22 protein-coding genes are annotated in these 26,935 nt (G+C 54.3%); 14 read left to right on the forward strand and 8 right to left on the reverse strand.

Annotated features, from left to right (window positions below; genetic code table 11):
• Window positions 1–29 precede the first annotated feature (29 nt).
• The 4 genes from phoR (at window position 30) to malZ (ending at window position 6,457) form a co-directional block, all read left to right on the forward strand.
• On the forward strand, window positions 30–1,325 hold the full coding sequence (phoR, locus tag ACERJC_RS00690) for a phosphate regulon sensor histidine kinase PhoR (protein ID WP_286632548.1): 1,296 nt from the start codon (window positions 30–32) through the stop codon (window positions 1,323–1,325).
• Window positions 1,326–1,731: 406 nt separating this feature from the next.
• Window positions 1,732–3,051 (forward strand): branched-chain amino acid transporter carrier protein BrnQ, encoded by a 1,320-nt coding sequence (brnQ, locus tag ACERJC_RS00695; RefSeq protein ID WP_152405681.1) that lies wholly within the window; start codon window positions 1,732–1,734, stop codon window positions 3,049–3,051.
• 77 nt (window positions 3,052–3,128) lie between these two features.
• Window positions 3,129–4,502, forward strand: a complete 1,374-nt coding sequence (proY, locus tag ACERJC_RS00700; RefSeq protein WP_152405680.1) for a proline-specific permease ProY — start codon at window positions 3,129–3,131, stop codon at window positions 4,500–4,502.
• A gap of 137 nt (window positions 4,503–4,639) precedes the next feature.
• The gene (gene malZ / locus ACERJC_RS00705; protein WP_373670817.1) at window positions 4,640–6,457 is read left to right on the forward strand and encodes a maltodextrin glucosidase; all 1,818 of its coding nucleotides are present in this window, start codon (window positions 4,640–4,642) and stop codon (window positions 6,455–6,457) included.
• Here malZ and ACERJC_RS00710 read toward each other — a convergent pair.
• Window positions 6,451–7,353 carry a LysR family transcriptional regulator gene (locus ACERJC_RS00710; RefSeq protein WP_373670818.1) on the reverse strand — a complete coding sequence of 301 codons (903 nt, stop codon included), beginning with the start codon at window positions 7,351–7,353 and terminating at the stop codon, window positions 6,451–6,453. The genes malZ and ACERJC_RS00710 overlap by 7 nt on opposite strands.
• A 269-nt stretch (window positions 7,354–7,622) precedes the next feature.
• Here ACERJC_RS00710 and ACERJC_RS00715 point away from each other — a divergent pair, with 269 nt between their 5' ends.
• From ACERJC_RS00715 to ACERJC_RS00735, 5 genes are all read left to right on the forward strand, one after another.
• Window positions 7,623–8,264: a hydrolase gene (locus ACERJC_RS00715; protein WP_152405677.1), complete on the forward strand. Its 642-nt coding sequence runs from the start codon at window positions 7,623–7,625 to the stop codon at window positions 8,262–8,264.
• 182 nt (window positions 8,265–8,446) lie between these two features.
• Window positions 8,447–8,992, forward strand: coding sequence for an antibiotic biosynthesis monooxygenase (locus ACERJC_RS00720; protein WP_152405676.1), 546 nt, complete (start codon window positions 8,447–8,449; stop codon window positions 8,990–8,992).
• A gap of 21 nt (window positions 8,993–9,013) precedes the next feature.
• Complete coding sequence (locus ACERJC_RS00725) at window positions 9,014–10,882, forward strand: amidohydrolase (RefSeq protein ID WP_371895221.1); 1,869 nt, start codon at window positions 9,014–9,016, stop codon at window positions 10,880–10,882.
• A 136-nt stretch (window positions 10,883–11,018) separates the two neighbouring features.
• Window positions 11,019–13,697, forward strand: a complete 2,679-nt coding sequence (locus ACERJC_RS00730; protein ID WP_373670819.1) for a DUF2339 domain-containing protein — start codon at window positions 11,019–11,021, stop codon at window positions 13,695–13,697.
• Window positions 13,694–15,088, forward strand: coding sequence for a DUF3999 domain-containing protein (locus tag ACERJC_RS00735; protein ID WP_373670820.1), 1,395 nt, complete (start codon window positions 13,694–13,696; stop codon window positions 15,086–15,088). The genes ACERJC_RS00730 and ACERJC_RS00735 overlap by 4 nt, the downstream gene beginning before the upstream one ends.
• Before the next feature lie 115 nt (window positions 15,089–15,203).
• Here ACERJC_RS00735 and fba read toward each other — a convergent pair whose 3' ends face one another.
• The 7 genes from fba to acpH all read right to left on the reverse strand — a co-directional run bounded on the left by fba (window position 15,204) and on the right by acpH (window position 21,168).
• Window positions 15,204–16,064 carry a class II fructose-1,6-bisphosphate aldolase gene (gene fba / locus ACERJC_RS00740; RefSeq protein WP_373670821.1) on the reverse strand — a complete coding sequence of 287 codons (861 nt, stop codon included), beginning with the start codon at window positions 16,062–16,064 and terminating at the stop codon, window positions 15,204–15,206.
• Between the two features lie 29 nt (window positions 16,065–16,093).
• Complete coding sequence (locus ACERJC_RS00745; RefSeq protein ID WP_152405671.1) at window positions 16,094–17,056, reverse strand: carbohydrate kinase family protein; 963 nt, start codon at window positions 17,054–17,056, stop codon at window positions 16,094–16,096.
• 66 nt (window positions 17,057–17,122) lie between these two features.
• Window positions 17,123–18,514 carry a PTS ascorbate transporter subunit IIC gene (gene ulaA, locus ACERJC_RS00750; RefSeq protein ID WP_152405670.1) on the reverse strand — a complete coding sequence of 464 codons (1,392 nt, stop codon included), beginning with the start codon at window positions 18,512–18,514 and terminating at the stop codon, window positions 17,123–17,125.
• Between the two features lie 20 nt (window positions 18,515–18,534).
• Entirely contained in the window at window positions 18,535–18,822 is a 288-nt protein-coding gene (locus tag ACERJC_RS00755; RefSeq protein WP_004099415.1) for a PTS sugar transporter subunit IIB, read from the reverse strand.
• A 5-nt stretch (window positions 18,823–18,827) separates the two neighbouring features.
• Window positions 18,828–19,271 (reverse strand): PTS sugar transporter subunit IIA, encoded by a 444-nt coding sequence (locus tag ACERJC_RS00760; protein ID WP_152406385.1) that lies wholly within the window; start codon window positions 19,269–19,271, stop codon window positions 18,828–18,830.
• 461 nt (window positions 19,272–19,732) lie between these two features.
• Entirely contained in the window at window positions 19,733–20,335 is a 603-nt protein-coding gene (locus ACERJC_RS00765; protein WP_371895217.1) for a peroxiredoxin, read from the reverse strand.
• Window positions 20,336–20,586: 251 nt separating this feature from the next.
• Window positions 20,587–21,168 (reverse strand): ACP phosphodiesterase, encoded by a 582-nt coding sequence (gene acpH / locus ACERJC_RS00770; protein WP_373670822.1) that lies wholly within the window; start codon window positions 21,166–21,168, stop codon window positions 20,587–20,589.
• 276 nt (window positions 21,169–21,444) lie between these two features.
• Here acpH and queA point away from each other — a divergent pair, with 276 nt between their 5' ends.
• From queA to secF, 5 genes are read left to right on the forward strand one after another with little or no spacing between them, the layout of a single operon-like run.
• Window positions 21,445–22,515 carry a tRNA preQ1(34) S-adenosylmethionine ribosyltransferase-isomerase QueA gene (gene queA / locus ACERJC_RS00775; protein ID WP_373670823.1) on the forward strand — a complete coding sequence of 357 codons (1,071 nt, stop codon included), beginning with the start codon at window positions 21,445–21,447 and terminating at the stop codon, window positions 22,513–22,515.
• A gap of 54 nt (window positions 22,516–22,569) precedes the next feature.
• Window positions 22,570–23,697: a tRNA guanosine(34) transglycosylase Tgt gene (tgt, locus tag ACERJC_RS00780; RefSeq protein ID WP_152405666.1), complete on the forward strand. Its 1,128-nt coding sequence runs from the start codon at window positions 22,570–22,572 to the stop codon at window positions 23,695–23,697.
• A 22-nt stretch (window positions 23,698–23,719) separates the two neighbouring features.
• The gene (gene yajC, locus ACERJC_RS00785; protein ID WP_042324569.1) at window positions 23,720–24,052 is read left to right on the forward strand and encodes a preprotein translocase subunit YajC; all 333 of its coding nucleotides are present in this window, start codon (window positions 23,720–23,722) and stop codon (window positions 24,050–24,052) included.
• 27 nt (window positions 24,053–24,079) lie between these two features.
• Window positions 24,080–25,927, forward strand: a complete 1,848-nt coding sequence (secD, locus tag ACERJC_RS00790; protein ID WP_178822949.1) for a protein translocase subunit SecD — start codon at window positions 24,080–24,082, stop codon at window positions 25,925–25,927.
• Between the two features lie 10 nt (window positions 25,928–25,937).
• Entirely contained in the window at window positions 25,938–26,909 is a 972-nt protein-coding gene (gene secF, locus ACERJC_RS00795; protein WP_046476190.1) for a protein translocase subunit SecF, read from the forward strand.
• Window positions 26,910–26,935: the final 26 nt, after the last annotated feature.

Genomic DNA, 26,935 nt, shown 5'->3' on the forward strand with positions numbered 1-26,935 from the left:
AGAGCCTGGCTCTGAAGGGAGAGTGACCCGTGCTGGAACGGCTGTCATGGAAAAGGCTGGTGCTGGAACTGATACTTTGCTGTATCCCGGCCTTGATCCTAAGTGCATTTTTTGGTTACCTGCCGTGGTTTTTACTGGCATCGGTAACAGGACTGCTGATCTGGCATTTCTGGAATTTATTACGCCTCTCATGGTGGCTGTGGGTCGACAGAAGCATGACGCCGCCGCCGGGACGAGGCAGTTGGGAACCGCTGCTGTACGGTTTGCATCAGATGCAACTGCGCAATAAAAAGCGCCGTCGCGAGCTGGGCAATCTGATTAAACGCTTTCGCAGCGGGGCAGAGTCACTGCCCGATGCGGTGGTGTTGACCACTGAAGAGGGTGGGATCTTCTGGTGTAATGGCCTCGCGCAACAGGTGCTGGGCTTACGCTGGCCGGACGATAGCGGACAAAACATCCTGAACCTGCTGCGCTACCCGGAGTTTACGCAATACCTTAAGCTGAGGGATTTTAGCCGACCGTTAAATCTGGTACTCAATACCGGTCGACACCTGGAAATTCGCGTCATGCCGTACACCGATAAGCAACTGCTGATGGTGGCGCGCGACATGACACAGATGCACCAGCTTGAAGGCGCGAGACGCAATTTCTTTGCCAACGTGAGCCATGAACTGCGCACTCCACTAACGGTGTTGCAGGGCTATCTCGAGATGATGCACGAACAGACGCTGGAAGGGGCAACGCGCGAAAAAGCGCTATTGACGATGCGTGAACAAACCTCGCGCATGGAAGGACTGGTGAAACAGTTGCTTACGCTGTCGAAAATTGAAGCCGCACCGACGCTTCTGCTCAATGAACAGGTCGATGTGCCGATGATGCTGCGTATGGTCGAACGTGAAGCGCAGACGCTCAGCCAGCAGAAGCACACGTTCAGCTTTGAGGTGGATAACCAACTCAACGTGCTGGGGAATGAAGAACAACTGCGTAGCGCAGTGTCCAACCTGGTGTATAACGCCGTGAATCATACGCCAGCGGGAACCCATATCACCGTCCGCTGGCGCGCGATGCCGTACGGCGCGGAGTTTAGCGTGGAAGATAACGGGCCAGGCATTGCGCCGGAACATATCCCGCGGTTAACGGAGCGGTTTTATCGCGTTGATAAAGCGCGATCGCGGCAAACGGGCGGCAGTGGACTGGGACTGGCTATCGTAAAACATGCGTTGAATCATCATGAAAGTCGCCTGAATATCGAGAGTCAACTGGGCAAAGGCACGCGCTTTAGTTTTGTGCTGCCGGAACGATTAATTGCCAAAAAAAGTGCTTAAAGTACAATTGTAAGGTTTTCTTTCCATAAGCCAGCCAATGCTGGCTTATTTTCTTTGCGGCTAAGATAAGTCTGCTGAATTTATCCGCGCCTGGTTGTTTTTTGTTCGAATGATAAGCCATGACTTTTTCTTTAACATAGTGTTTTGCACTGGTTATTTATTTGATACCACTATAATCTTCCAGTTTTTAGATCCCTCCTTGCTTTAAAACGTTATAAGCGTTTAAATTGCGCCCCAGATGCTGTCAGACTGACTGTATTCAGGCGGTAAATCGAAAAACTATTCTTCGCAGTCCCAGCCCAGGAGCATATCCCGCTGGAATTGCTTAAAAAAACCGCTGTTTCTTCCCACAGGGAAAGACATTACGTTAATTTAATCAACACCACATCCACAGGCCGTAAGCTTTATGACCCATCAGTTAAAATCGCGCGATATTATTGCGCTGGGCTTTATGACTTTTGCGCTGTTCGTCGGCGCAGGGAACATCATCTTTCCTCCAATGGTTGGTTTGCAGGCTGGCGAAAACGTCTGGATGGCGGCTGTCGGCTTTTTGATCACAGCCGTGGGGCTACCGGTGCTGACGGTTGTCGCGCTGGCGAAAGTCGGTGGTGGTGTTGACAGTCTGAGCACGCCTATCGGCAAAGTGGCTGGCGTTCTGCTGGCGACCGTCTGCTATCTGGCCGTCGGTCCGTTATTCGCTACGCCGCGCACCGCAACGGTCTCTTTTGAAGTGGGTATTGCCCCGCTGACCGGCGACTCGACTCTGCCGCTGTTTATCTACAGCGTGGTCTATTTTTCAATTGTAATTCTGGTGTCGCTGTATCCGGGCAAACTGCTGGATACCGTGGGGAACTTCCTGGCGCCGCTGAAGATTCTGGCGTTGATTGTGCTCTCCGTTGCGGCAATCATCTGGCCTGCTGGCCCGATCAGTCATGCGATGGAAGCTTATCAGACGGCGGCATTTTCCAATGGCTTCGTTAACGGCTACCTGACGATGGATACGCTGGGCGCGATGGTCTTTGGTATCGTTATTGTTAACGCGGCGCGCTCTCGCGGTGTGACTGAAGCGCGTCTGCTGACCCGCTATACCGTCTGGGCGGGACTGATGGCGGGCGTCGGATTAACGCTACTGTACCTGGCGCTGTTCCGCCTCGGGTCAGACAGCGCTACGCTGGTCGATCAGTCGGCGAACGGCGCAGCGATTCTGCACGCTTATGTCCAGCACACCTTTGGCGGTGCGGGTAGCCTGCTGCTGGCGGCGCTGATCTTTATCGCCTGTCTGGTGACGGCGGTCGGCCTGACCTGCGCCTGTGCAGAGTTCTTTGCTCAGTATGTGCCGCTGTCTTACCGCACGCTGGTGTTCATTCTTGGCGGGTTCTCGATGGTGGTTTCCAACCTGGGGCTCAGCCATCTGATCCAGATCTCTATTCCGGTGCTGACGGCGATTTATCCCCCGTGTATCGCACTCGTTGTGTTAAGTTTTACCCGCTCATGGTGGCATAATTCGACCCGCGTCATTGCACCGGCAATGTTTATCAGCCTGATTTTTGGTATCCTTGATGGTATTAAAGCATCGGCAATCGGCGACGTGTTACCGGCCTGGACCCAGCGCTTACCGCTGGCGGAACAAGGTCTGGCGTGGTTAATGCCCACTGTTGTGATGGTGGTCCTGGCGGTTGTCTGGGATCGCGCGGCGGGTCGGCAGGTGACCTCCAGCGCACACTAAGATTGCGGAAAATCTGTTTTAACCACGGGGCTATTACTGGCCCCGTGGTTTTTTATGTGTTGATGGGTTAGGAATCGATGGAAAGTAATAACAAGCTGAAGCGTGGGCTAAGCACCCGACACATTCGCTTTATGGCCCTGGGCTCAGCAATCGGCACCGGGCTGTTTTATGGCTCTGCGGACGCCATCAAAATGGCCGGGCCGAGCGTGCTGCTGGCCTACATTATCGGCGGGGTGGCGGCCTATATCATTATGCGCGCGTTGGGGGAAATGTCCGTACACAATCCCTCTGCCAGTTCATTTTCACGCTATGCGCAGGAAAACCTCGGCCCACTCGCGGGTTACATTACCGGCTGGACCTACTGCTTTGAAATTCTGATTGTCGCCATTGCCGATGTGACCGCATTCGGTATCTATATGGGCGTCTGGTTTCCGACGGTTCCGCACTGGATCTGGGTGCTTAGCGTGGTGCTGATCATCTGCGCCATCAACCTGATGAGCGTAAAAGTGTTTGGCGAACTGGAGTTTTGGTTCTCCTTCTTTAAAGTCGCCACCATCATCATCATGATTGTGGCCGGCTTCGGCATCATCATCTGGGGGATTGGCAACGGCGGACAACCGACCGGGATCCATAACCTGTGGAGCAACGGTGGTTTCTTCAGCAATGGCTGGCTGGGGATGGTGATGTCGCTACAGATGGTGATGTTCGCCTACGGCGGTATTGAAATCATCGGTATCACCGCCGGGGAAGCGAAGGACCCGGAGAAATCCATTCCGCGCGCCATTAACTCGGTGCCGATGCGTATTCTGGTGTTCTACGTGGGGACGCTGTTCGTCATTATGTCTATCTACCCGTGGAACCAGGTGGGAACCGACGGCAGCCCGTTTGTGCTGACCTTCCAGCATCTTGGCATTACGTTTGCTGCCAGCATTCTCAACTTTGTGGTGCTCACCGCGTCACTGTCGGCGATTAACTCTGACGTCTTTGGCGTCGGTCGCATGTTGCACGGGATGGCGGAGCAGGGCAGTGCGCCAAAAGTGTTCGCTAAAACCTCGCGCCGGGGGATCCCATGGGTCACCGTGATGGTGATGACTATCGCCCTGCTGTTCGCGGTGTATCTGAACTACATCATGCCGGAAAACGTCTTCCTGGTGATTGCGTCGCTGGCGACCTTCGCGACGGTGTGGGTGTGGATTATGATCCTGCTGTCGCAAATTGCTTTCCGTCGTCGTCTGCCGCCGGAAGAGGTGAAGGCGCTGAAGTTTAAAGTGCCGGGCGGTGTGGCAACGACCATTGTGGGCCTGATTTTCCTCGTATTTATCATTGGGCTGATTGGCTATCATCCGGACACCCGCATTTCGCTGTACGTTGGCTGTGGCTGGATTGTTCTGCTGATGATTGGCTGGATGTTCAAGCGCCGTCGTGACCGTCAGGTCGCCGAAGCGCAGTAATGTTGTGCCGGGTGGCATGAATGCCATCCGGTCATTTCTCCTCCCCCGAACTCCTCCCCCAATAAACCTTCAGATGATGAGTTATCCTGTAAATCGCTATGGCAAGGTGAGCTCATTTTCATCAAAGGGGATTCGTGATGTTGAACGCCTGGCACCTACCGGTTGCCCCATTTGTTAAGCAAAACAAAGACCAACTGACCATTACGCTCTGGTTGACGGGGGAGAACCTGCCGCAGCGCGTTACGCTACGTGCGGAAAATGACAACGAAGAAACCGCGCTGGCGATGCACAAACTGCGCACGCCGCCGTCTCCGGGCGTGACCGCCTGGCGTGCGGCGATCGATCTTCGCAGCGGACAGCCGCGTCGACGCTACAGCTTCAAGCTGCTCTGGCTCGATCGTCAGCTGTGGTTCACGCCGCAAGGGTTCAGCCGCTTTCCACCTGCCCGTCTGGAGCAATTTGCCGTGGATGCGCCGGACAGTGGACCGCAGTGGGTTGCCGATCAGGTTTTCTACCAGATCTTTCCTGACCGTTTTGCTCGTAGTTCGTCACGCGACGCCCAGCAGGATAAGGTCTATTACCATCACGCGGCCGGGCAGGAGATTGTGCTGCGAGAGTGGGACGAACCGTTGACCGCGCAGGCGGGCGGATCCACGTTTTATGGCGGCGATCTCGACGGTATCAGCGAAAAGTTGCCGTATCTGAAAAAGCTGGGCGTCACCGCGCTGTACCTGAACCCGGTATTCACCGCCCCGAGCGTGCATAAATATGATACCGAGGATTACCGTCACGTTGACCCGCAGTTTGGCGGCGACCCGGCGCTGATGCGACTGCGGCTGAAAACGCAACAGCAGGGGATGCGCCTGGTGCTGGACGGCGTGTTTAACCACAGCGGCGATTCCCACGCGTGGTTCGATCGTCATCATCGTGGCTCTGGCGGCGCGTGCCACCATCCGGATTCCCCCTGGCGCGACTGGTACAGCTTTTCGCCGGACGGCGTCGCGCTGGACTGGCTGGGCTACCCCAGTCTGCCGAAGCTGGATTATCAGTCCGAAAGTCTGGTCAATGAAATGTATCGCGGTGAAGACAGCATTGTTCGTCACTGGCTGAAAGCGCCGTGGAACATGGACGGCTGGCGTCTTGACGTCGTGCATATGCTGGGAGAAGCGGGCGGCGCGCGTAATAACCTTCAGCATGTCGCGGGGATCGCCCAGGCGGCAAAGGAAACGCAGCCGGAAGCTTACGTCTTTGGTGAACACTTTGGCGATGCGCGACAGTGGCTACAGGCGGATGCTGAAGATGCCGCCATGAACTACCGTGGCTTCACCTTCCCGCTATGGGGCTTTCTTGCTAATACCGATATCTCTTACGATCCCCAGCAGATTGACGCGCGAACCTGTATGGCGTGGATGGATAACTACCGCGCCGGTCTCTCTCATCAACAGCAGTTGCGGATGTTCAATCAGCTCGACAGCCACGATACCGCGCGTTTCAAATCGCTGTTGGGCAACGATGTCGCCCGCCTGCCGCTGGCGGTAGTCTGGCTATTTAGCTGGCCCGGTGTGCCTTGTATCTATTACGGTGATGAGGTGGGGCTGGATGGCGATAACGATCCCTTCTGCCGCAAGACGTTTCCCTGGCAGGCGGAAAAACAGGATGCCGCATTGCTTGCCCTGTATCAGCGGATGGCGAAGTTGAGACATCGCATCCCGGCGCTGCGTTACGGCGGATGTCAGGTTATCTATGCAGAAGATAACGTGGTGGTGTTTTTGCGCGTCTACCAGCAGCAGCGCGTGCTGGTGGCCATTAACCGCGGCGAAGCCTGTGAAGTGGTGCTCCCGGCCTCACCGCTGCTGAACGTGACAGAATGGGGCTGTAAAGAAGGGAAAGGGCAGTTGTCTGACGACATACTGACGCTGCCGGCCATTTCCGCCACGCTCTGGCTGAATCACTGATACAGCCGCGCGATGTCGTGGCTGGCAAGCAGCGTTTCCCGCCACCAACGATGCGCCAGCCCGTTTCGTCCATCGCGCCATGCCATATAGGCGACATCTTTTTCACGAAAAGAGATGACGCTTTTTTCGACCAGTTCGCCCGTGGCAAGCCACGGGCTGGCGATATGCCGCGGCAGAAACCCGCAGCCCATCCCGGCGCGCAGTAGCGCCACTTTGCTGTGAAAATCATCGACATGAATCTGCGGCTGTTCTTCCATCAGGTTGGTTTGCAGCGGATGACAAAAGCGCGCGCTGTCGCTAATGACAATGGCGCGGTGCAGGCAGAGTTGTTCATTCGTCAATTTGTCAGAGATTGCGGCCAACGGATGATCGGGCGCCACCACAAAGACATTATCCAGAGTGCCTAACATTTTGTAGGACCACGCGGCGGAGGTCGGCGGTTCGTTAATCGCGCCAAGAATGATATCCGCGCCATTATGCGTTAACTCTTCCCATGACCCTGCCAGCGTGTGGTACGAAAATTTAAGCTGCGTCTGTTTGTTCTGCGCGTGAAAGGCGTCGATGAGGGGTAACAGCACCTCAAAGGGAAAGGAGACATCCAGCGCAATGACCAGCTCTTTCTCCCAGCCGGAGCTCAACTGCAGCGCCTGCTTTTCCAGATCTTTTGCCGCACTGAGCAGCAAGCGCCCCTTTTCCAGCATCATCAGTCCGGTATCGGTGAATTTGGCCCGATGCCCGGAGCGGTCAAGCAGTTCGATGTTCAGGTCTTTTTCCAGCTTCTGAATCATATAGCTGAGTGCTGCAGGCGTTTTAAACAACGATTCGGCTGCGGCGGCAAAAGTACCGTATTTGTCGATGGCGTCCAGGATAAGCAGAACGTCCAGATTTATGCGCATGGCTGAAAATATCCCTGAAAATAAACCCCTCTGTTGTACCGAATGGCGAGAAACAAAACCAGTGAAGAAATTAGATGGAAGATGCGCATTTTTTTGAAAGTGTAAAGATATATCGTCCGGACAAGGCTTATTTCACACGACGGTAAGTTTTCTTTAATAAGTCGTTAGAAATTTCCAACTATACTAAACAGGCTTTCTGATTCAGGATTTGATGGCTGACGGCAGATACCAGACGTCAATTTATAACTCATTGATTAAGGAAGTATATTATGTCTATTCGGGAACTGATTAATCCATCAAACTCGACGCTCATTTTTATTGACCATCAGCCGCAAATGGCATTTGGGGTGGCTAATATTGATCGCCAGACGTTGAAAAATAATACCGTTGCGTTGGCGAAGGCAGGCAAAATATTTAATGTGCCGGTCATTTATACTTCAGTCGAAACAAAAAGTTTTAGTGGTTACATCTGGCCTGAGTTACTGGCTGTGCACCCGGATGTGAAACCTATCGAACGTACCTCCATGAACTCCTGGGAAGACGCGGCATTTGTGAAAGCCGTGGCGGCGACCGGACGTAAAAAACTGATTATCTCTGCGCTATGGACCGAAGTGTGCCTGACCTTCCCGGCGCTGATGGCGCTGGAAGCCGGTTACGAAGTGTATGTCGTAACGGACACTTCCGGCGGCACCTCTGTTGATGCGCATGAACGCGCCATCGACCGTATGGTGCAGGCCGGTGCCGTACCGGTGACCTGGCAGCAGGTTCTGTTGGAGTACCAGCGTGACTGGTCGCGTAAAGAGACCTATGACGCGGTGATGAGTCTGGTTCGTGAACACAGCGGCGCCTACGGTATGGGCGTGGATTATGCCTACACCATGGTACATGGCGCACCGGAACGCAAAGCATAAATACACTTCATCCTTCACGCTGCCTCTTTGTTGGCTTCGTTTGCGCACCCCGGTCACTCACTTATGTGAGCTCCCGAGGATGCGCAACCTTGCCGCCTCGACGCATCATGAATGATTTTGTGTAGTGAACGTATGGCTTATGGCGGGGCAACCCGTCATTAACCTTCAGCAAGGAATCTGTCATGGCGCAAAATACACATGTGACGTTGGTGATTACGCATACGCTGCAGCCTGACCAGGCAGCGCGCTATGAGCTATGGCTAGGGAAAATTATGCCCATTGCCGCCTCGTTTCCCGGTCATCTCGGGGCGAATGTGATTCGTCCGACGGACGGGCAGAATCTGTGGAACATCATTATTCGTTTCGACACGCTTGAGCATCTCTACAACTGGACGCAGTCGGATACGCGGCGACTTCTGGTCGAGGAGATAGCCCCGCTGCTGGCGGAAGGCGATAAAACCGAGATCCACACCGAAGCGGCGTTCTGGTTTACGCCTCCCGCCCCGCATGTTCGTCAACCGCTACGCTGGAAGCAGTTTCTGATCACCCTGTTGGTTATCTTCCCCAGCACCAATCTGGTGCCGTGGCTGACCGGCATGCTATTGCCCTCGCTGAAGGGAACGCTGTTACTGCATCTGATTAACGATGCCTGTGTGGTTGCGCTGGTGGTCTGGTTGTGGATGCCCATCGTGACCCGTTTGTTTGCCGGCTGGCTGAAAAAAGCCTGATCGGTTCGTCAGGAGAGTGTTATGTCTCAAACTGCCTCATTGATTCTGACCCACGGAAAAATACATACCCTCGACAGTCACAGCCCGCAGGCTGACGCCGTGGCTATCAAGGATGGAAAAATTCTCGCCACGGGAACGCACGATCAGGTAATGCGTTTTGCTGCTGACGGTACGCAGGTGGTTGATCTGAAAGGTCACACTGTGATTCCGGGACTTAATGATTCCCACCTGCATCTGATCCGTGGTGGGTTGAATTACAACCTTGAGCTGCGCTGGGAAGGCGTACCGTCCGTGGCCGATGCGCTGCGTATGCTGAAAGAACAGGCTGACCGCACCCCGTCGCCGCAGTGGGTTCGCGTGGTGGGCGGCTGGAGCGAATTTCAGTTTGCCGAACGACGGATGCCGACGCTGGAAGAGCTCAACGACGCCGCGCCGGATACCCCCGTTTTCGTTCTGCATCTGTACGATCGCGCGCTGTTAAACCGCGCGGCGCTGAAAGCCGTGGGATACACCAAAGCAACGCCCGATCCGGCGGGCGGCGAGATCGTCCGCGATGGCAACGGTAATCCCACCGGGATGCTGATCGCCAAACCGAACGCCATGATCCTTTATTCGACGCTGGCCAAAGGGCCGAAGCTACCGCTGGAGATGCAGGTGAACTCCACCCGCCAGTTTATGCGCGAACTGAATCGTCTCGGGCTGACCAGCGCCATTGACGCAGGCGGTGGTTTTCAGAACTACCCGGAAGATTACGAGATCATCGAGCAGTTGCATGCTAATCACCAGATGACGGTGCGTATTGCCTATAACCTGTTTACTCAGCGACCGAAGCAGGAACTGGACGATTTCGAACGCTGGACCGATATGCTCAAGCCGGGCCAGGGAACCGATTTCTATCGTGCGAACGGTGCCGGTGAGATGCTGGTCTTCTCCGCCGCGGACTTCGAAGATTTCCTGCAACCGCGCCCGGATTTGCCGGAAGGGATGGAGGATGAGCTGGAGCGCGTAGTGCGCCATCTGGTGGAACACCGCTGGCCATTCCGTCTGCATGCCACTTACGATGAGTCCATCAGCCGGATGCTGGATGTGTTCGAGAAAGTGAACCGTGATATTCCGTTCAATGGTCTGCACTGGTTCTTCGATCACGCCGAAACCATCAGCGAGCGCAATATCGATCGCGTGAAAGCGCTGGGCGGCGGCATTGCGGTACAGCATCGCATGGCGTTCCAGGGCGAATATTTTATCGACCGCTACGGGAAAGAGGCCGTGAAACATACGCCGCCGGTGGCGAAAATGTTGGCTGCCGGAGTGCCGGTGGGGCTTGGAACCGATGCCACTCGCGTCGCCAGCTATAACCCGTGGACGGCGCTGTACTGGCTGGTTTCCGGGCGGACGGTCGGCGGGATGGCGATGTATGACGACAACAACCGTCTGCCGCGCGACGTGGCGCTGGAACTGTGGACGGCAGGAAGCGCGTGGTTTTCCAGCGAGCAGGGTAAAAAAGGGCGCATTGCCAAAGATCAACTGGCCGACCTGGTGGTGCTGTCAAAAGACTACTTCAGCGTGCCGGAAGAGGAGATCAAAGGCATTGAGTCGGTGATGACGATTGTCGATGGCAAAGTGGTGTATGCCGCCGGTCAGTTCACGCCGCTGGCGCCGCCGGCGATTCCGGTCGTACCGGACTGGTCTCCGGTAGTGAACGTTCCGGGACACTACCGCTCGGCACCGCCGACCGCGGCGAAAGTGGGCGCGGTGGTGCAGATGCACCAGTGCTGCGGTAGCTGTGGCGTGCACGGCCATCAGCATGATATCGCCCGTCAGTCGGGGATCCCGGTGTCTGACGATCGCGCCTTCTGGGGCGCACTCGGCTGTTCGTGCTTCGCGTTTTAATCCTGTCTTACGGCCTCTGCTTATGTGCAGAGGCTGAATATATTGTCTGAAAAGGGGTTCACTCTGCTAACAGATATGGCGCAAATGCAACAATTTATGTCATTCTGGACTGTCCTAATACAGTGAAGGTGGATACATGGACGACCTTTTAATCCTTGGCTGCGTCTTTTTGTTCTTCGCGCTGGTGGTGGTGCCGATCCTGTCGATTGTCGCCTTCAATCGCAGTTCGGCGATGCGCGGTGAGCTTGCCCGGTTACGCCAACGGGTCGAAGACCTGGAACAACGCGGCGTCGTTGCGCCCGCGATAACACCGACGGCAGCGGTTCAGCCCGCAGAGACGGTCATGGAGGCTGAACCGGCCCCGATCCCGGTGGCGGTGCCAGACCCCAAACCGAAGCCGACTCCCGCTAACCCCTGGCGTTCGCATACGCCGCAGAACGCGGCAATCGCCGAGACTATTGTCGAAGCAGAGACTATCGTCGAAAAAGAACCCCCTGAAGCTGACGCGCAACCCTCTGCCTTTGGCGGCGTGATGTCGTCGCTGGTGCGCTGGTTTATGCAGGGCAACCCGCTGGCAAAACTGGGGATCCTGCTTCTCTTCCTCGGCCTCTCTTTCCTGCTGCGCTATACGGTTGAGCACTCCCTGTTCCCGCTTGAACTGCGTCTGGTTGCGGCGGCGCTGTTTGCGATTGTCCTGCTGGCGATAGGCTGGCGTCTGCGGCATAAACAGCCGGTCTATGCCCTCATTTTGCAGGGCGGGGCAACGGGCGCGCTCTACCTCACCGTCTTTGGCGCGTTTCGCCTCTGGCAGATGCTGCCAATGACGCTGGCCTTTGTGCTGCTGGTGGTCATCTGCGCGGCGAGCGTTGGGCTGGCGATTTTGCAAAAAGCGCTCAGTCTGGCGATGCTGGCGAGCCTCGGTGGCTATCTTGCGCCATTGCTGCTTTCGACGGGAAGCGGCAACTACGTGGCGCTGTTCTCCTTTTATCTGTTGCTGTCGGTCGGCATTCTGGCGATCAGTGTCTGGCAACACTGGCGCGAGCTTAATCTGCTCGGGCTGATCTTTACCTTCGGCGTGGGCGGTCTCTGGGGGCTGAATGACTATCAGCCAGCGTTTTACCTGAACTGCCAGCTGTTCCTGATTGCCAATATTCTGCTTTTTGGCGTGCTGAGCGTGGCGCTGTCGCTGCGATCGCAGGCGAAGGGCAAACAGATTATTGATGGAGTGCTGCTGTTTGCGCCGCCGCTCATTGGTTTTGGCATGCAGTACGCCATCACCCGCCATTGGGAATATGGTCCGGCGCTCAGCGCGCTGGGCTACGGCGGTTTTTATCTGGTGCTGTCATGGCTGGCATTACGCCGCTATCCGTCACTGGGGCGTCCGCTGGTGCTGGCCGCGCTGGCGCTGGGCGGCGCGTTTACCACCCTTGCTATCCCGCTGGCGCTGTCGGCGCAGTGGACGGCCATGGCCTGGGCGCTGGAAGGATTGGGGATTTTGTGGCTGGGTGTGCAACAGCAGCAGCGCCGCATGAGTTACAGCGGCACCGCGCTGCTGGTGCTGGCGCTCGGCAGCGCGCTGTGGGCGCAGGCGAACAACACTACTGCGCTTTCGCTGATGCTTATCTTTGCCGTACTCAGCGTCTGCTGGTTGGCGGGTGCGTGGCTGTGGCGCAAGATTGATCTGCGCGGCAGCATGGGACTGCTGGCGGGGGGCGTGATCTTCTGGATCGTGGCGCTCGTTGGCGCAGCGCAGTGGCTGTTGACCACCGATTCGCAGGTGATGGCGGGCGTGCTGGCGCTGATGGCCGTGTCGGTCTGGTGCTGGCGATTTGCCGCCGCGCGCCTGACGTGGCAGGCGCTGGATGTCAGCAAATGGCTCCTGTGGCCGATGATGCTGGTGGCTCTGCTGTATCAGATTTCCCAGCAGCAGATTTTTGCCGCAGGCTGGCAGAATCTGGCCTGGTGTCTGGCATTACCGGCTGCGGTGGCGTTGCTCTGGCGCGATGCTGAGGCGTTACCACCGCGTCTCTCCAGACTGGTTCATCTCTCGTTCTTCTGGACAATTCTGTTTGCGCTGGCGGCGGAACTGTTCTGGTTTGCCCGCGATCTACCGTGGGGAATGGCGGCCTGGGGAAGCGGTGTAGCAATGGCGGCCGGCGGGGGACTGATTTTCCTCGTCGCGATTGCCGTTCGTCGTCAGTTCTGGCCGTTCCGGGTCTGGCCCGCGTTGTACGCCTGTCAGGCGCTGATTCCCGTCGCAGCAACGCTGACCGGTCTGTTAGTGTTGACGAATTTGCAGGACGGCGTGGTCTATCGTCAGACATATCTGCCGCTGATCAACCCGCTGGAAGAAGGGGCGGCTTTTGCGCTGCTGGGATTGATAGTGTTTTATCGCGCTTCCCTGCGCTTTTTCCCGGTGCAACTCTCGGTATGTCGCCCATGGCCTGTGGTTGCGCTGATGGCCCTCGGCTTCTGGTGGCTGAATGGTATGCTGCTGCGCGCGTTGGCCTGGTATGGCGACGTGGCGTGGAGCATGGAATCACTGTGGGATTCACGGCTGATTCAGACCTGCTTTGCCCTGTTCTGGATGCTGGTTGCACTGGTGGTGATGCTGCGCGCGACCCGCTATCGCTCTCGTCGGGAATGGCTGTGCGGGGCGGTATTGTTAGGGATTGTGATTGTGAAACTGATGCTGGTGGACAGCGCGGGCGGCGGTGGCCTGGCGCGCGCGGTCGCGTTTATCGGTGTGGCTATACTGGTGCTCATTGTCGGGTATTTTTCACCGTTACCGCCCAAAGCTGGAGAAGAAAAATGAAATGGATGAAAGCGGTATTATGTAGCGTGCTGCTGGGCGTAGCAGGAACCGCCGTCAGTAGTGATGACGTGACGGAGTCCCCGATGGATTACGCGACGGGCGTTATGCTGGAAACCCTCAGCGCATCGCCGTGGTATCGCGTGTCGCTCCCGCAAACCGTGTATCAGGGGACCGCCTGGCCGGATTTACGCGATGTACGCGTCTTTAACCATGCCGGTGAGACGGTGCCGTTTACGCTGGTGGCGCAGAAAACCCAGCCCGTTACGCCGCAAACGGTCGCATTGCGCCTTTTTCCTCTGGATATGTCACCCGTCCCGCCGCGTGAGGAGGGGAGACGTAATGGGGAATCTTTTGTCTTACGCTCGAAGACAGGCATTGAAATTCACCTGGAAAGTGATGACGTTAAGACCGTCGGACAGAGCTATTTACTGATGCTGCCGGAGGAGATGGAAGACAGCTTTTCCCTGGAGCAATTGCGTCTGAACTGGAATACCCCGACGGGCAACTGGCAGGGGAAAGCCTCGGTCTATGTCAGTCGTGATCTACGCTACTGGCGGACCGTGCAGGAAGAGGCGCCGTTGATGGAGCTGACGCGTGATAACGATCGGCTGAAAATGGACACCATTGGTGCCAGCCTGACGCTTTCTGCCAATGGCAATCGCTACCTGCTGGTGATCCTCGACTCGCAAAGCCCGGCGCTGACGATAAACAGCGTGAGCGCTATTGCCGAAAGCAGAGAACCGGAATCCGCACGTATCGAGATCGGCGCGCAAGAAGAGAAGGTGTCAAATGACGAAGCGGTCTGGCACTGGGCGCAGCCGCAGCCGCTGACCTCGCTCAGAATAGATCTGGACGATGAAGGGGTTTTACCGGTAGCGCTGTCATGGCGTAGCGCTGAAAAAACGCCCTGGCAGCCGCTGACAAAAACCGTGCTTTACCGCCTGAACGGCAAGCGTTCGGAGGATATTCGTCTTTCCGGTCAGTTGGTTGAGGCCGTTCGGATGACGACCATTAACGCCCGCCTGCCGGAGAGAATGCCTGCGTTGAGCGGGGCGCGAGACAGCTATCAACTGGTGTTCAATACGCAGGGGAAAGGGCCTTACATGCTGGCCTGGGGAAATCGGGCTGCGCAAAAAGCGGACATTGGTCTTGATCTGCTGATCCCGGCATCGCTGCGTAAAACGCAGGAAATTGACTCTCTGCCGAGGGCTGTGCCCCAGGAGGAGGTTGCACTCGGCGGTGAGGCGCGACTGACGGCAACGTCGGCCGCTGAGCAGCAAAGCCAGTGGAAAACGGTGCTCGTGTGGGGGGCGCTGATACTTGGCGTCGCCGTGCTGGCGCTCATGGCGTGGCGCATCTGGCGGGAAGTCAAAAAGGACGGCACGCAGTAAGTCGTTAAAAGGCTCGTCATGGCGAGTCCATCATCAGCAAGATATCGCCCGCCCCGGCGGTGACCGGCGGCGGGTTTCTTCCTGACGGGACGTCAGTCTATAACGCAACACGTGTCTAATAGCGGTTTTGCGAGCCAAAAAGCTCGATGCGCCGCGCAATCATCTCCCGTACCGGTTTCAGCCCCTGATTGATCACTTTACGCGGATCATTCACGTCGTGACCGGTATCGGCGGCAAATATCGCTTTCACTTCCTGGCACCAGGCGTACATATTTTCGGTATTGACGTTAATTTTTGCTGTACCGCAGGCAATGGCTTTACGCATGTCGTCGTCGGCAATACCGGTACCGCCATGCAATACCAGAGGCACTTGTACCAGCCCGGAAATGGTTTTCATCTCCGTAAATCCCAGTTTTGCTTTGCCTTTATACAGCCCATGGGTTGAACCCAGCGCGGCGGCCAGGCAATCGACCTGGGTTTCTTTGACCAGGGTGTAGCACTCCTGGGGATCGGCGTAAATCACCTCGGAATTGACAATACCGTCTTCGCTGCCGGCGATGGTGCCGAGTTCAGCCTCAACCGAAACACCTTTGCTGTGGGCCAGCGCCACCAGATGGCGGGTGATGGCCAGGTTCTCGTTAAACGGCAGATGCGAACCATCAAACATAATGGAACTGAATCCAGCGTCGATAGCCGCTTCGCAAGCTTCGCGGGTGGTCCCATGATCCAGGTGCAGGGCGACCGGAATATCAATGTTTAAATAATCTATCGCATTAACCACGATGTCATGAATACATTTTAATCCCAGCATATGTTTAACCGTACCGCCGGAAACACCTAAAATAACCGGAGAGCGCAGCTGTTGTCCGGTGCTTAATACGGCACCGACCCATTCCAGATTATTGATATTGAATTGCCCTACGGCATAACCGTCCCGTAGGGCATGCTGAAGCATGTCCTTCATAGAAACTAACATAATCACCTCTTGATATTAATTAAAAGCAATCACTCGCCATAATATTGCTTTAAGTTTCTTTCGTAGCTATTTAACGAGTTGTGGACAACGGCAAGGTCCGGCATTGATTCGCGTACGCCTTTTTTTTCTATTGAAATTGCGGCAGTCAGGCTGGCAAATAAAATAATATTATCAATATGCCATGAGTAATGAACGCCGTAGGTAAAGGCTCCGTGGAATACATCTCCTGCCCCCGTGGTATCAACGGCGTTGCACAGCCAGGCAGGTACAATTTGCAGCATCCCATTTTTTAATAGTGCACAACCCTTTTCCCCGAGCGTAATAAATGCTTCGCCGCGACAAATTTTATTTAACTCGATAAGTGCTGCTTTAATTTCCGCTTCGGTACTCAGCGCGTGGTATCCCATATAGTCACGGGCAAAATGCTCGCTGACCACAAAGTAATCGGTCCAGGCCGCGAGTTTAATATTACTGTCACGCAATGAACCGCCATCCATAACCACTCGCGCCGAGGGAAGTTTCTTAATTAAATACTCACTGATTTCTGCTTCATGACCATCAATTAATAGCGTTACTGGCTCTTCTGATGCAATCAACCGTTCAGCCAGATCGTCAAGCTTGAGCTTCTGGTCATAGGTTAGTGACGGTGGCGTCTGCATTTTACGGGTAATAATCGTCCGCGACCCCGTTAAACGGTTCACCAACACCGATGCCAGCGGCGTGATCATTTCATCTGAGAAGACGACCTGGCTGGTATCGACGCCCGCTTCAGCAAACTCATCGATAATACGCCGGCCGTAAAGGTCCTGGTTCAGATGGCCGATGTAATAAACATCTTCGCCCCATAATCCCAGTAGCCACGCTGCGTTTGCTGCCGGACCGCCGCCACTTTCAATAAAGTCATGGCAGAAATTCTTTGTATTTTCCTGCGGCCATTCGTTCAAAAAGAAAAACTGATCAAAACATGAAAACCCAATGGACAAGATAGCCATAACAACTCCTGATTATTTTGTCAGCTGCGGGAAGAGATCCCTTCCCGCAGGGAAAAATGAAACTGCTTATTCATTTTTCTTATCCGCAGTGAGCTCCTCATAGCTGAGTGTGTCACCGACCACGCGAACCGAACGGAAGCAGAATGGCACCAGCAGTGCGATGATAAGCGCCAGACAAATCAGATAGATAGTGATCTGTCCAAACTGGGTGAAGGCGTTACCGATAATAATTCCCCACACCGCGAAGTCAAAGTCAGCGAAGGTGCTGTTTTCAAAACCCAGGTTACCCAGGGCCGGAAGCAGCATGGCTGGCAGGAATGCAAGGAATATGCCGCCGATAAACGAAGCGATGATGCAGCCGCGTTTACCGCCAAGCTTGTCGGCGAATACCCCGGAAGTCCCGCCGCAGAAGAAGTGCGGGACCATGCCCGGAATAATCAGCGCCATCCCCAGTCCGCCCAGCATGAGCATACCGACCAGACCGCCAACGAATGAGCTGATAAAGCCCACGACGACAGCGGTTGGGCTAAAGGTGAAGAAGACCGCGCAGTCAACGGCAGGGATCGAGTCAGGTATCAGCTTCTGGCTAATCCCCTGGAATGCCGGAACCAGATCGCCGAGGATCAGTCGCACGCCGTTGTAGACGATGGCGACGCCAACCGCGAACTGCAGACCGGTAAGGATAGAGAAGATCAACATGTTCTGGTCCGTTATCGTACGTAGATATTCAGTGCCGGCGACGGCGCTGCATACAAAGTAGATAATGAACATCACAATCCCGGTAGTAACCGTGGTATCGCGCAGAAAGCCCCACTTTTCTGAGATTTCAGTATCAGCGAATGAGTTTGCCGGGTTACCGGTTTTCGTGGCGATCCAGGCGGAGATGTAATAGCCCAGGGAGCCAAAGTGCCCCATTGCAATACCGCCGTCTTCAGTCACCTGTTTGGTATACCGCTGACCGATTGCCGGGGAAATGGCAGACCATGAGCCGAGCAGGAAACCGCCAATTAATACCAACATCCAGCCGCGGAATTCTGCTGCCTGTAGTACCGCAGAGAACAGACACGCCAGAAAGAAAGAGTGGTGGCCGGTCAGAAAGATATATTTGTATTTAGTACAGCGAGCAATAATGAGGTTAAAAATAAAACCTAACAGCAAAATGCTCATGGTTTCCACACCCAGCACCTTCTGCGCGACGGAAACAATGGCCTCGTTGTTGGGGATAACGCCGCGAATATTAAATCCGGCTTCGATAATTCCGCCAAGCGGGTTCAGGTTGGCAACGATAACACCAGCACCTGCACTTAACATTAAATACCCTAAAATAGGCTTTAAGGTACCGGTGAGCAATTTATTCCCCGGGGAGCGCAGCGCCACTAAACCGACAAATGCGATAATCCCCATCAGGAATGCGGGTTGGCTAAATATTTCTGATAAGAAACTAAGAATAGCCTGCATGATCGTTCCCTCAATAATGATTAAGAGTGAGTTGCAGCAATTTTGGTGAGTGCTTCGGTAATATCTTCAGCAATTTTCGCTTTGTGCACGTAGCTACGAATAATGGCGACGTTACAGTGCGCAGGAAACTGGTTTGCCAGCTCTTTGATCGTGACATAAAGATCGGCTTTTTCTCCTACGGCGTTTGCGAAATCAACGGAAGCAACGTCGGCTTTGATGCCTAATTCATCACATATTTTTTTGACATTATTCGCAGCCATTAATGAACTGCCAATACCGTTACCACAAACCGTTCTGATAACTAACATAATGACTACTCCATTTGTTTTTGGATGAAATGTAATACTGAATTAATGTCATTCTCCTGTTGAAGAAAGGTCACGATATCGGACTCAATCAGCGAGGCTATCAGTTGGATCATTCTTATATGACTATCGGCATCCGCGCCAGCGATGGCGATGATGACATAAACCGGATCAAACTCCTCATGGCCAAAGGCGATCGGTTGTTGACTGGTGACTAAAGAAAATCCGGTTAGCAATGCGCCTTTTTCTGGCCGGGCATGGGGCATCGCCAGGCCTGAGTCGATAACAATGGCGGAACCGAAATCCCGGTAGACCTTAACCATTTCACCAACATATTCCGGGCGACAAATATTTTGCCGGACCAGTAACGAGCCCGCCAATTCGATAGCCTGTTCGGGGCTGGAAATATTCTGCTTAAGCGTAATCAGTCCAGGGTTAAAAATAATGTCCATCATCCGATCCTTAATGCGTTCATATTTCTGAACTCGATCATGGCCAAATATATCAACAAAAATTATGGGTCAGATCACATATGGATTTTTAAATGTTGAAGTCGATCACATCAGAGGAATGTTGGAATTATTTTATCGACAAACGGATTATTTTTTATATTGTTCTATATCAATGAGTTGCGTTGATTCCTTTTCTCGCGGAAGAAACGGAAAGTAAAGATAAGCCGTCAAATGTCTGAATTTAAAATGAAGTAATGTGGTCTTAATCACAAATAATGGGGTGTTTTTTTCACAAAGTTTGAACGAGTTGGCAAAAATCAGGCCGAATGGCGATTTTAGTCATTTACGATATCAATATTTGTAGGACGATGGGTTAAAAAGGTGTTGCGAGAAGGTAAGGCCTGGCGGTCAGAAAACAAAAAAGGCTCGCCGTGGCGAGCCTTTTCTTTAATTCATATCGATTACAGGTTGGAGACGTTTTCGGTCAGGTATTTTGCAACGCCGTCCGGAGAGGCGTTCATACCTTCTTTACCTTTTTCCCACTGTGCCGGGCAAACTTCGCCGTGCTCTTCGTGGAACTGCAGCGCATCAACCATACGCAGCATTTCGTCGATGTTACGACCCAGCGGCAGGTCGTTAACGACCTGGTGGCGAACCACGCCGTTTGCGTCGATCAGGAAAGAACCACGCAGCGCAACGCCCGCTTCCGGGTGCTCGATGCCGTAGGCTTTCTGAATTTCACGCTTAACGTCAGCAACCATTGCGTATTTCACTGCACCGATGCCGCCTTTGTCGACAGGGGTGTTACGCCATGCGTTGTGGACGAATTCGGAGTCAAAAGAAACGCCAACCACTTCAACGCCGCGTTTCTGGAATTCTTCGTAACGTTTGTCGAACGCGATCAGTTCAGACGGGCAAACGAAGGTGAAATCCATTGGCCAGAAGAACAGAACGGTCGCTTTACCGTTGGTGTGCTGTTTGAAGTTGAAGTTTTCAACAATCTCACCGCTACCGAGTACTGCAGCTGCTGTGAAATCCGGAGCCTGACGAGTCACCAGTACCATATTATTCTCCTGCAAAGTTAAGGGGTTTTGGAACGCAACGCGGGCCAGTATAGAAGGTGATGGCGAATAAGACAAAGAGGCGCTGACAATCGTTCAGTGAGCTTTTACCTATCAATCTGGCTTCTATACACAAAATCATTCAAGTTGCATCAAGGCGGCAAGTCTGAGAACCCCCAGGAGCTTACTCAAGTAAGTGACGGGGGTGAGCCGACGCAGCCAACGCAGAGGCAGTTTGAAGGATGACGTGTAAATTAAAGTTGTTTGTTTCTCGCCTGCGTCATCATGCGCGGATAAAACTGCCAGAAGCGCGCTTCCAGGGCATCGTAGTGGGTATCCAGGTCGTACCAGGAGTCGCGAAGGGCATCAAGGCGGGGGCGGCGACTGGCCATCCCATTAAGGACATCCTGTATGAAGTCCATATCACGGTAACGCTCCAGCCATTTTTCCGACCACAGGTAGTTATTCAGATTTACAAAACGCGGGGGTGATTCCGGCAGAATAATCTTGACCTCGGCATGGGCGTAACGCACAAAGGCCTGTAAGGGGAAGTCCGGGGAGAGTTGCGCCCAGTGGCGTGAGAGAAAATGATCCCACATCACATCGAGCGTGATGGGTGCGACGCGACGCGTTTCGCTGCGAAACCATTCGCGCGCTTCGCGGACCTCCGGCAGGTTGTCGGTCATCACATCGATTCGACGATGCATAAAAATACCGTCCACCACATCAGGCGCAAAGTTCGATTGCGGATTTCCCCGCACAAAATCGGCCAGCAGATTGCCAGAAAGTGAGCTGTCAGCGAGATGTGCAAGATGTAGGTGAGCTAGAAAATTCATAATACTCGTCATACTTCAGGTTGCAGGTGTGTTGGCTTCCTTCGTTCTTCCCGGTCACTTAGTTTACTAAGCTCCCGGGCATTCTCTCAGTTGCCGCGTTACTCGGCCTGCGGCCTCGCCCCTGCGGGGTCAGCGCAAGCGCTGTTCAAGGCACAAGTGCCTTGTCCTGCAACATGAATTATTTAGAGTATTATAACTCTACTGCGGGGTAAAGGTTGCAGGGAGAGCGCCCCGGCACTAGACTACCCGCCTCTTATTTTAGTCCGAGTCAGTGTCATGCGCGTTACCGATTTTTCCTTTGAATTACCCGAATCCCTGATTGCCCACTACCCACAGCCGGAACGCAGTAGCTGCCGTTTGCTGTCGCTGGACGGGCCGACGGGCGCGCTGACGCATGGTACTTTCACCGATCTGCTCGATAAGCTCAACCCTGGCGATCTGCTGGTCTTTAATAATACCCGTGTGATCCCGGCACGTCTGTTTGGTCGTAAAACCAGCGGCGGCAAGATTGAAGTTCTCGTTGAGCGCATGCTGGATGATAAACGTATCCTCGCGCATATTCGCGCCTCCAAAGCGCCGAAACCGGGCGCAGAACTCCTGCTTGGCGATGATGAAAGTATCAATGCGACGATGACGGCCCGCCACGGCGCGCTGTTTGAAGTCGAATTTAACGACGCGCGTCCGGTTCTGGATATTCTCAATGCTATCGGTCATATGCCGCTGCCGCCGTACATCGACCGTCCGGATGAAGACGCCGACCGTGAGCTTTACCAGACGGTGTACAGCGAAAAACCCGGCGCCGTAGCCGCACCGACCGCAGGCCTGCACTTTGACGAACCGCTGCTGAACAAACTGCGCGAGAAAGGTGTTGAGATGGCGTTTGTGACGCTGCACGTCGGCGCGGGGACGTTCCAGCCGGTGCGTGTGGATACCATTGAAGACCACATCATGCACTCTGAGTATGCGGAAGTGCCGCAAGAGGTGGTGGACGCGGTGCTGGCGGCGAAAGCGCGCGGAAATCGGGTGATTGCGGTGGGCACAACCTCGGTACGTTCTCTGGAGAGCGCAGCGCAGGCAGCAAAGAACGCGCTCATTGAACCGTTCTTTGGCGACACACAGATCTTCATCTACCCAGGTTATCAATACAACGTGATTGATGCATTGGTGACCAACTTCCATTTGCCTGAGTCGACATTGATTATGCTGGTCTCGGCGTTTGCTGGTTATCAGCATACGATGAATGCCTACAAGGCGGCGGTAGAACAAAATTATCGCTTTTTTAGCTACGGAGACGCGATGTTTATCACGTACAATCCGCAAGCTTTGAATGAACGCGTTGGGGAATAAATCCGCAGCGCTGGTTGACACGTTGGACTGTTTTTCTGACGTACTGGAGAAAAAATGAAATTCGAACTGGATACCACCGACGGACGTGCCCGCCGTGGCCGCCTGGTGTTTGATCGTGGCGTAGTGGAAACGCCTGCTTTTATGCCCGTAGGGACCTACGGCACCGTTAAAGGCATGACGCCGGAAGAAGTTGAAGCGACCGGCGCGCAAATTATCCTCGGTAATACCTTCCATCTCTGGCTGCGTCCTGGCCAGGAGATCATGAAACTGCACGGCGATCTGCATGACTTTATGCAGTGGAAAGGCCCGATTCTGACCGACTCCGGGGGTTTCCAGGTCTTCAGCCTGGGTGATATTCGTAAGATAACCGAACAGGGCGTGCACTTCCGCAACCCGATCAACGGCGATCCGATTTTCCTCGATCCAGAAAAGTCGATGGAGATTCAGTACGATCTCGGTTCCGATATTGTCATGATTTTTGACGAATGCACGCCGTACCCGGCGGACTGGGACTATGCTAAACGATCGATGGAGATGTCACTGCGCTGGGCGAAGCGTAGTCGCGACCGTTTTGACGGCCTGGGCAATAAAAATGCGCTTTTCGGCATCATTCAGGGCAGCGTTTACGAAGATTTACGTGATATCTCTGTGAAAGGTCTGGTAGAGATTGGCTTTGATGGCTACGCTGTCGGCGGTTTGGCTGTGGGCGAGCCCAAAGAGGACATGCACCGTATTCTGGAGCATGTTTGCCCACAAATTCCGGCAGATAAACCGCGTTACCTGATGGGTGTCGGTAAACCAGAAGATCTGGTTGAAGGCGTGCGTCGCGGCATCGACATGTTCGACTGTGTGATGCCAACCCGTAATGCCCGTAATGGTCACCTGTTCGTGACGGATGGCGTGGTGAAAATTCGCAATGCGAAGTATAAGAGCGATACCGGCCCACTCGATGCTGAGTGTGATTGCTACACCTGTCGCAATTATTCACGTGCCTACTTGCATCATCTTGATCGTTGCAACGAAATATTGGGCGCGCGACTCAACACGATTCATAACCTGCGTTACTACCAGCGTTTGATGGCGGGTTTACGCAAGGCTATTGAAGAGGGTAAATTAGAGAGCTTCGTGACCGAGTTTTACCAACGTCAGGGTCGACCGGTTCCACCTTTGAACGTTGATTAATTTTAATAATGAGGGAATTTGAATGAGCTTTTTTATTTCTGATGCGGTAGCGGCAACAGGTGCTCCGGCGCAGGGCAGCCCGATGTCTCTGATTCTGATGCTGGTGGTGTTTGGTCTGATTTTCTATTTCATGATCCTGCGTCCACAGCAGAAGCGCACCAAAGAGCATAAAAATCTGATGGCCTCCATCGCGAAAGGTGATGAAGTCCTGACTAACGGTGGCCTGGTAGGTCGAGTAACCAAAGTTGCAGAATCTGGTTACATCGCTATCGCACTGAACGATACCACTGAAGTGGTTATCAAGCGTGACTTCGTAGCTGCCGTTCTGCCGAAAGGCACCATGAAGGCGCTGTAATAGTAACTTTTCCCTAAGGGAACTGCCGTGTTAAACCGTTATCCTTTGTGGAAGTACATCATGCTGATCGTCGTTATTGTCGTCGGTCTGCTGTATGCGCTTCCCAACCTGTATGGTGAGGATCCGGCCGTTCAAATCACTGGCGCGCGCGGTGTCGCCGCCAGTGAGCAAACGCTGATCCAGGTCCAGAATACGTTACAACAAGAAAAAATTACCGCTAAGTCTGTGGCACTGGAAGAGGGCGCGATTCTTGCGCGCTTCGACACCACCGATACCCAACTGCGCGCACGTGAAGCGCTGGTGGACGTGCTGGGTGATAAATACGTCGTGGCGCTTAACCTTGCTCCGGCAACCCCGCGCTGGTTAGCGGCCATCAAAGCAGAACCGATGAAACTCGGTCTTGACCTGCGTGGCGGCGTTCACTTCCTGATGGAAGTGGATATGGATACCGCGCTGGGTAAACTCCAGGAACAAAATATCGACAGCCTGCGCAGCGATCTGCGTACAGAAGGCATCCCGTATACCACCGTTCGTAAAGAAGACAATTACGGTCTGAGCATTAACTTCCGTGATGCCAGTGCGCGTGATAAAGCGATTGCTTACCTCAGCAAGCGTCACCAGGATCTGGTGATCACAAGCCAGGGCAGCAATGCGCTGCGTGCGGTGATGACCGATGCGCGTCTGAGCGAAGCGCGTGAATACGCGGTACAACAGAACATCAACATCCTGCGTAACCGTGTGAACCAGTTGGGCGTTGCGGAACCGGTGGTACAACGCCAGGGCGCGGATCGTATCGTGGTCGAACTGCCGGGTATTCAGGACACGGCGCGTGCGAAAGAGATTCTCGGCGCGACGGCAACGCTGGAGTTCCGTCTGGTCAACACTAACGTTGATCAGTCTGCGGCGGCCTCTGGTCGTGTACCGGGCGATTCCGAAGTGAAACAGTCGCGCGAAGGTCAGCCAGTCGTGCTGTACAAACGCGTGATCCTGACCGGTGACCACATCACTGACTCCACTTCAAGCCAGGACGAATACAACCAACCGCAGGTGAACATCTCGCTGGATAGCGCAGGTGGCAACATCATGTCTAACTTCACTAAAGACAACATCGGTAAACCGATGGCGACCCTGTTTGTGGAGTATAAAGACAGCGGTAAAAAAGATGCGAACGGTCGTGCGGTACTGGTGAAACAGGAAGAGGTGATTAACATCGCTAACATCCAGTCTCGTCTGGGTAACAGCTTCCGTATTACCGGAATCAACAACCCGAACGAAGCGCGTCAGCTCTCTCTGCTGCTGCGTGCCGGTGCGCTGATTGCGCCGATTCAGATTGTTGAAGAACGGACCATCGGTCCAACTCTGGGGATGCAGAACATCAAGCAGGGTCTGGAAGCGTGTCTGGCCGGTCTGGCCGTGTCCATTCTGTTCATGATTCTGTTCTACAAGAAATTTGGTCTGATTGCGACCAGCGCGCTGATTGCTAACCTGGTGCTGATTGTCGGCATTATGTCGCTGCTGCCGGGGGCAACGCTGAGTATGCCGGGGATTGCGGGGATCGTCTTAACCCTTGCCGTCGCCGTCGATGCGAACGTCCTGATCAACGAACGTATCAAAGAAGAGTTGAGTAACGGACGTTCGGTGCAGCAGGCGATCAACGAAGGGTATGCGGGCGCGTTCAGTTCCATCTTCGATGCGAACATTACGACGCTGATTAAGGTCATCATCCTGTACGCCGTCGGCACCGGGGCAATTAAAGGGTTCGCGATTACTACCGGTATCGGTGTGGCGACGTCGATGTTTACCGCGATCGTCGGTACTCGTGCCATCGTAAACCTGTTGTATGGCGGCAAGCGCGTCAAAAAGCTGTCAATCTGAGGAGTGCGAAGTGGCACAGGAATATACTGTTGAACAATTGAACCACGGCCGTAAAGTCATCGACTTTATGCGCTGGGACTACTGGGCTTTCGGCATCTCAGGTCTGCTGCTGGTGTTGGCCATCATCGTGATGGGCGTGCGCGGCTTTAACTGGGGTCTCGATTTCACCGGTGGTACGGTGATTGAAATCACGCTGGAAAAACCGGCTGAGATGGACGTGATGCGCGACGCGCTGGAAAAAGCGGGTTTTGTTGATCCGCTTTTACAGAACTTCGGCAGCAGCCACGACATCATGGTGCGTATGCCGCCGACCGAAGGGGCAAACGGCGGTCAGGTGCTGGGTAGCAAAGTGTTGAGTGTGATTAACGAATCCACCAACCAGAACGCGGCGGTGAAGCGCATTGAATTCGTCGGACCGAGCGTGGGTGCCGATCTGGCGCAAACCGGTGCGATGGCGCTGCTGGCGGCGCTGATCTCAATCCTGGTCTACGTCGGTATCCGTTTTGAATGGCGACTGGCGGCAGGCGTTGTTATCGCGCTGGCGCACGACGTCATCATCACACTGGGGATCCTGTCGTTATTCCATATCGAGATCGACCTGACAATCGTGGCATCGCTGATGTCCGTTATCGGTTACTCGCTTAACGACAGCATCGTGGTTTCTGACCGTATTCGTGAAAACTTCCGCAAAATTCGTCGCGGGACGCCTTATGAAATCTTTAACGTGTCACTGACCCAGACGCTGCATCGTACGTTGATTACCTCTGGTACGACGTTAATGGTAATCCTGATGCTGTTCCTGTTCGGTGGTCCGGTGCTGGAAGGCTTCTCGCTGACCATGCTGATCGGGGTGTCCATCGGTACGGCGTCATCCATTTACGTGGCATCGGCGCTGGCGCTGAAGCTCGGCATGAAGCGTGAGCATATGCTGCAGCAGAAAGTCGAGAAAGAAGGGGCGGACCAGCCGTCTATTCTGCCGTAAACTGACGTTCAGCCAATGCGTAAAAT

It is taken from the genome of Citrobacter telavivensis, from assembly GCF_041807075.1.
In the GTDB taxonomy this organism is placed as follows: Bacteria; Pseudomonadota; Gammaproteobacteria; order Enterobacterales; family Enterobacteriaceae; genus Citrobacter_A; species Citrobacter_A telavivensis.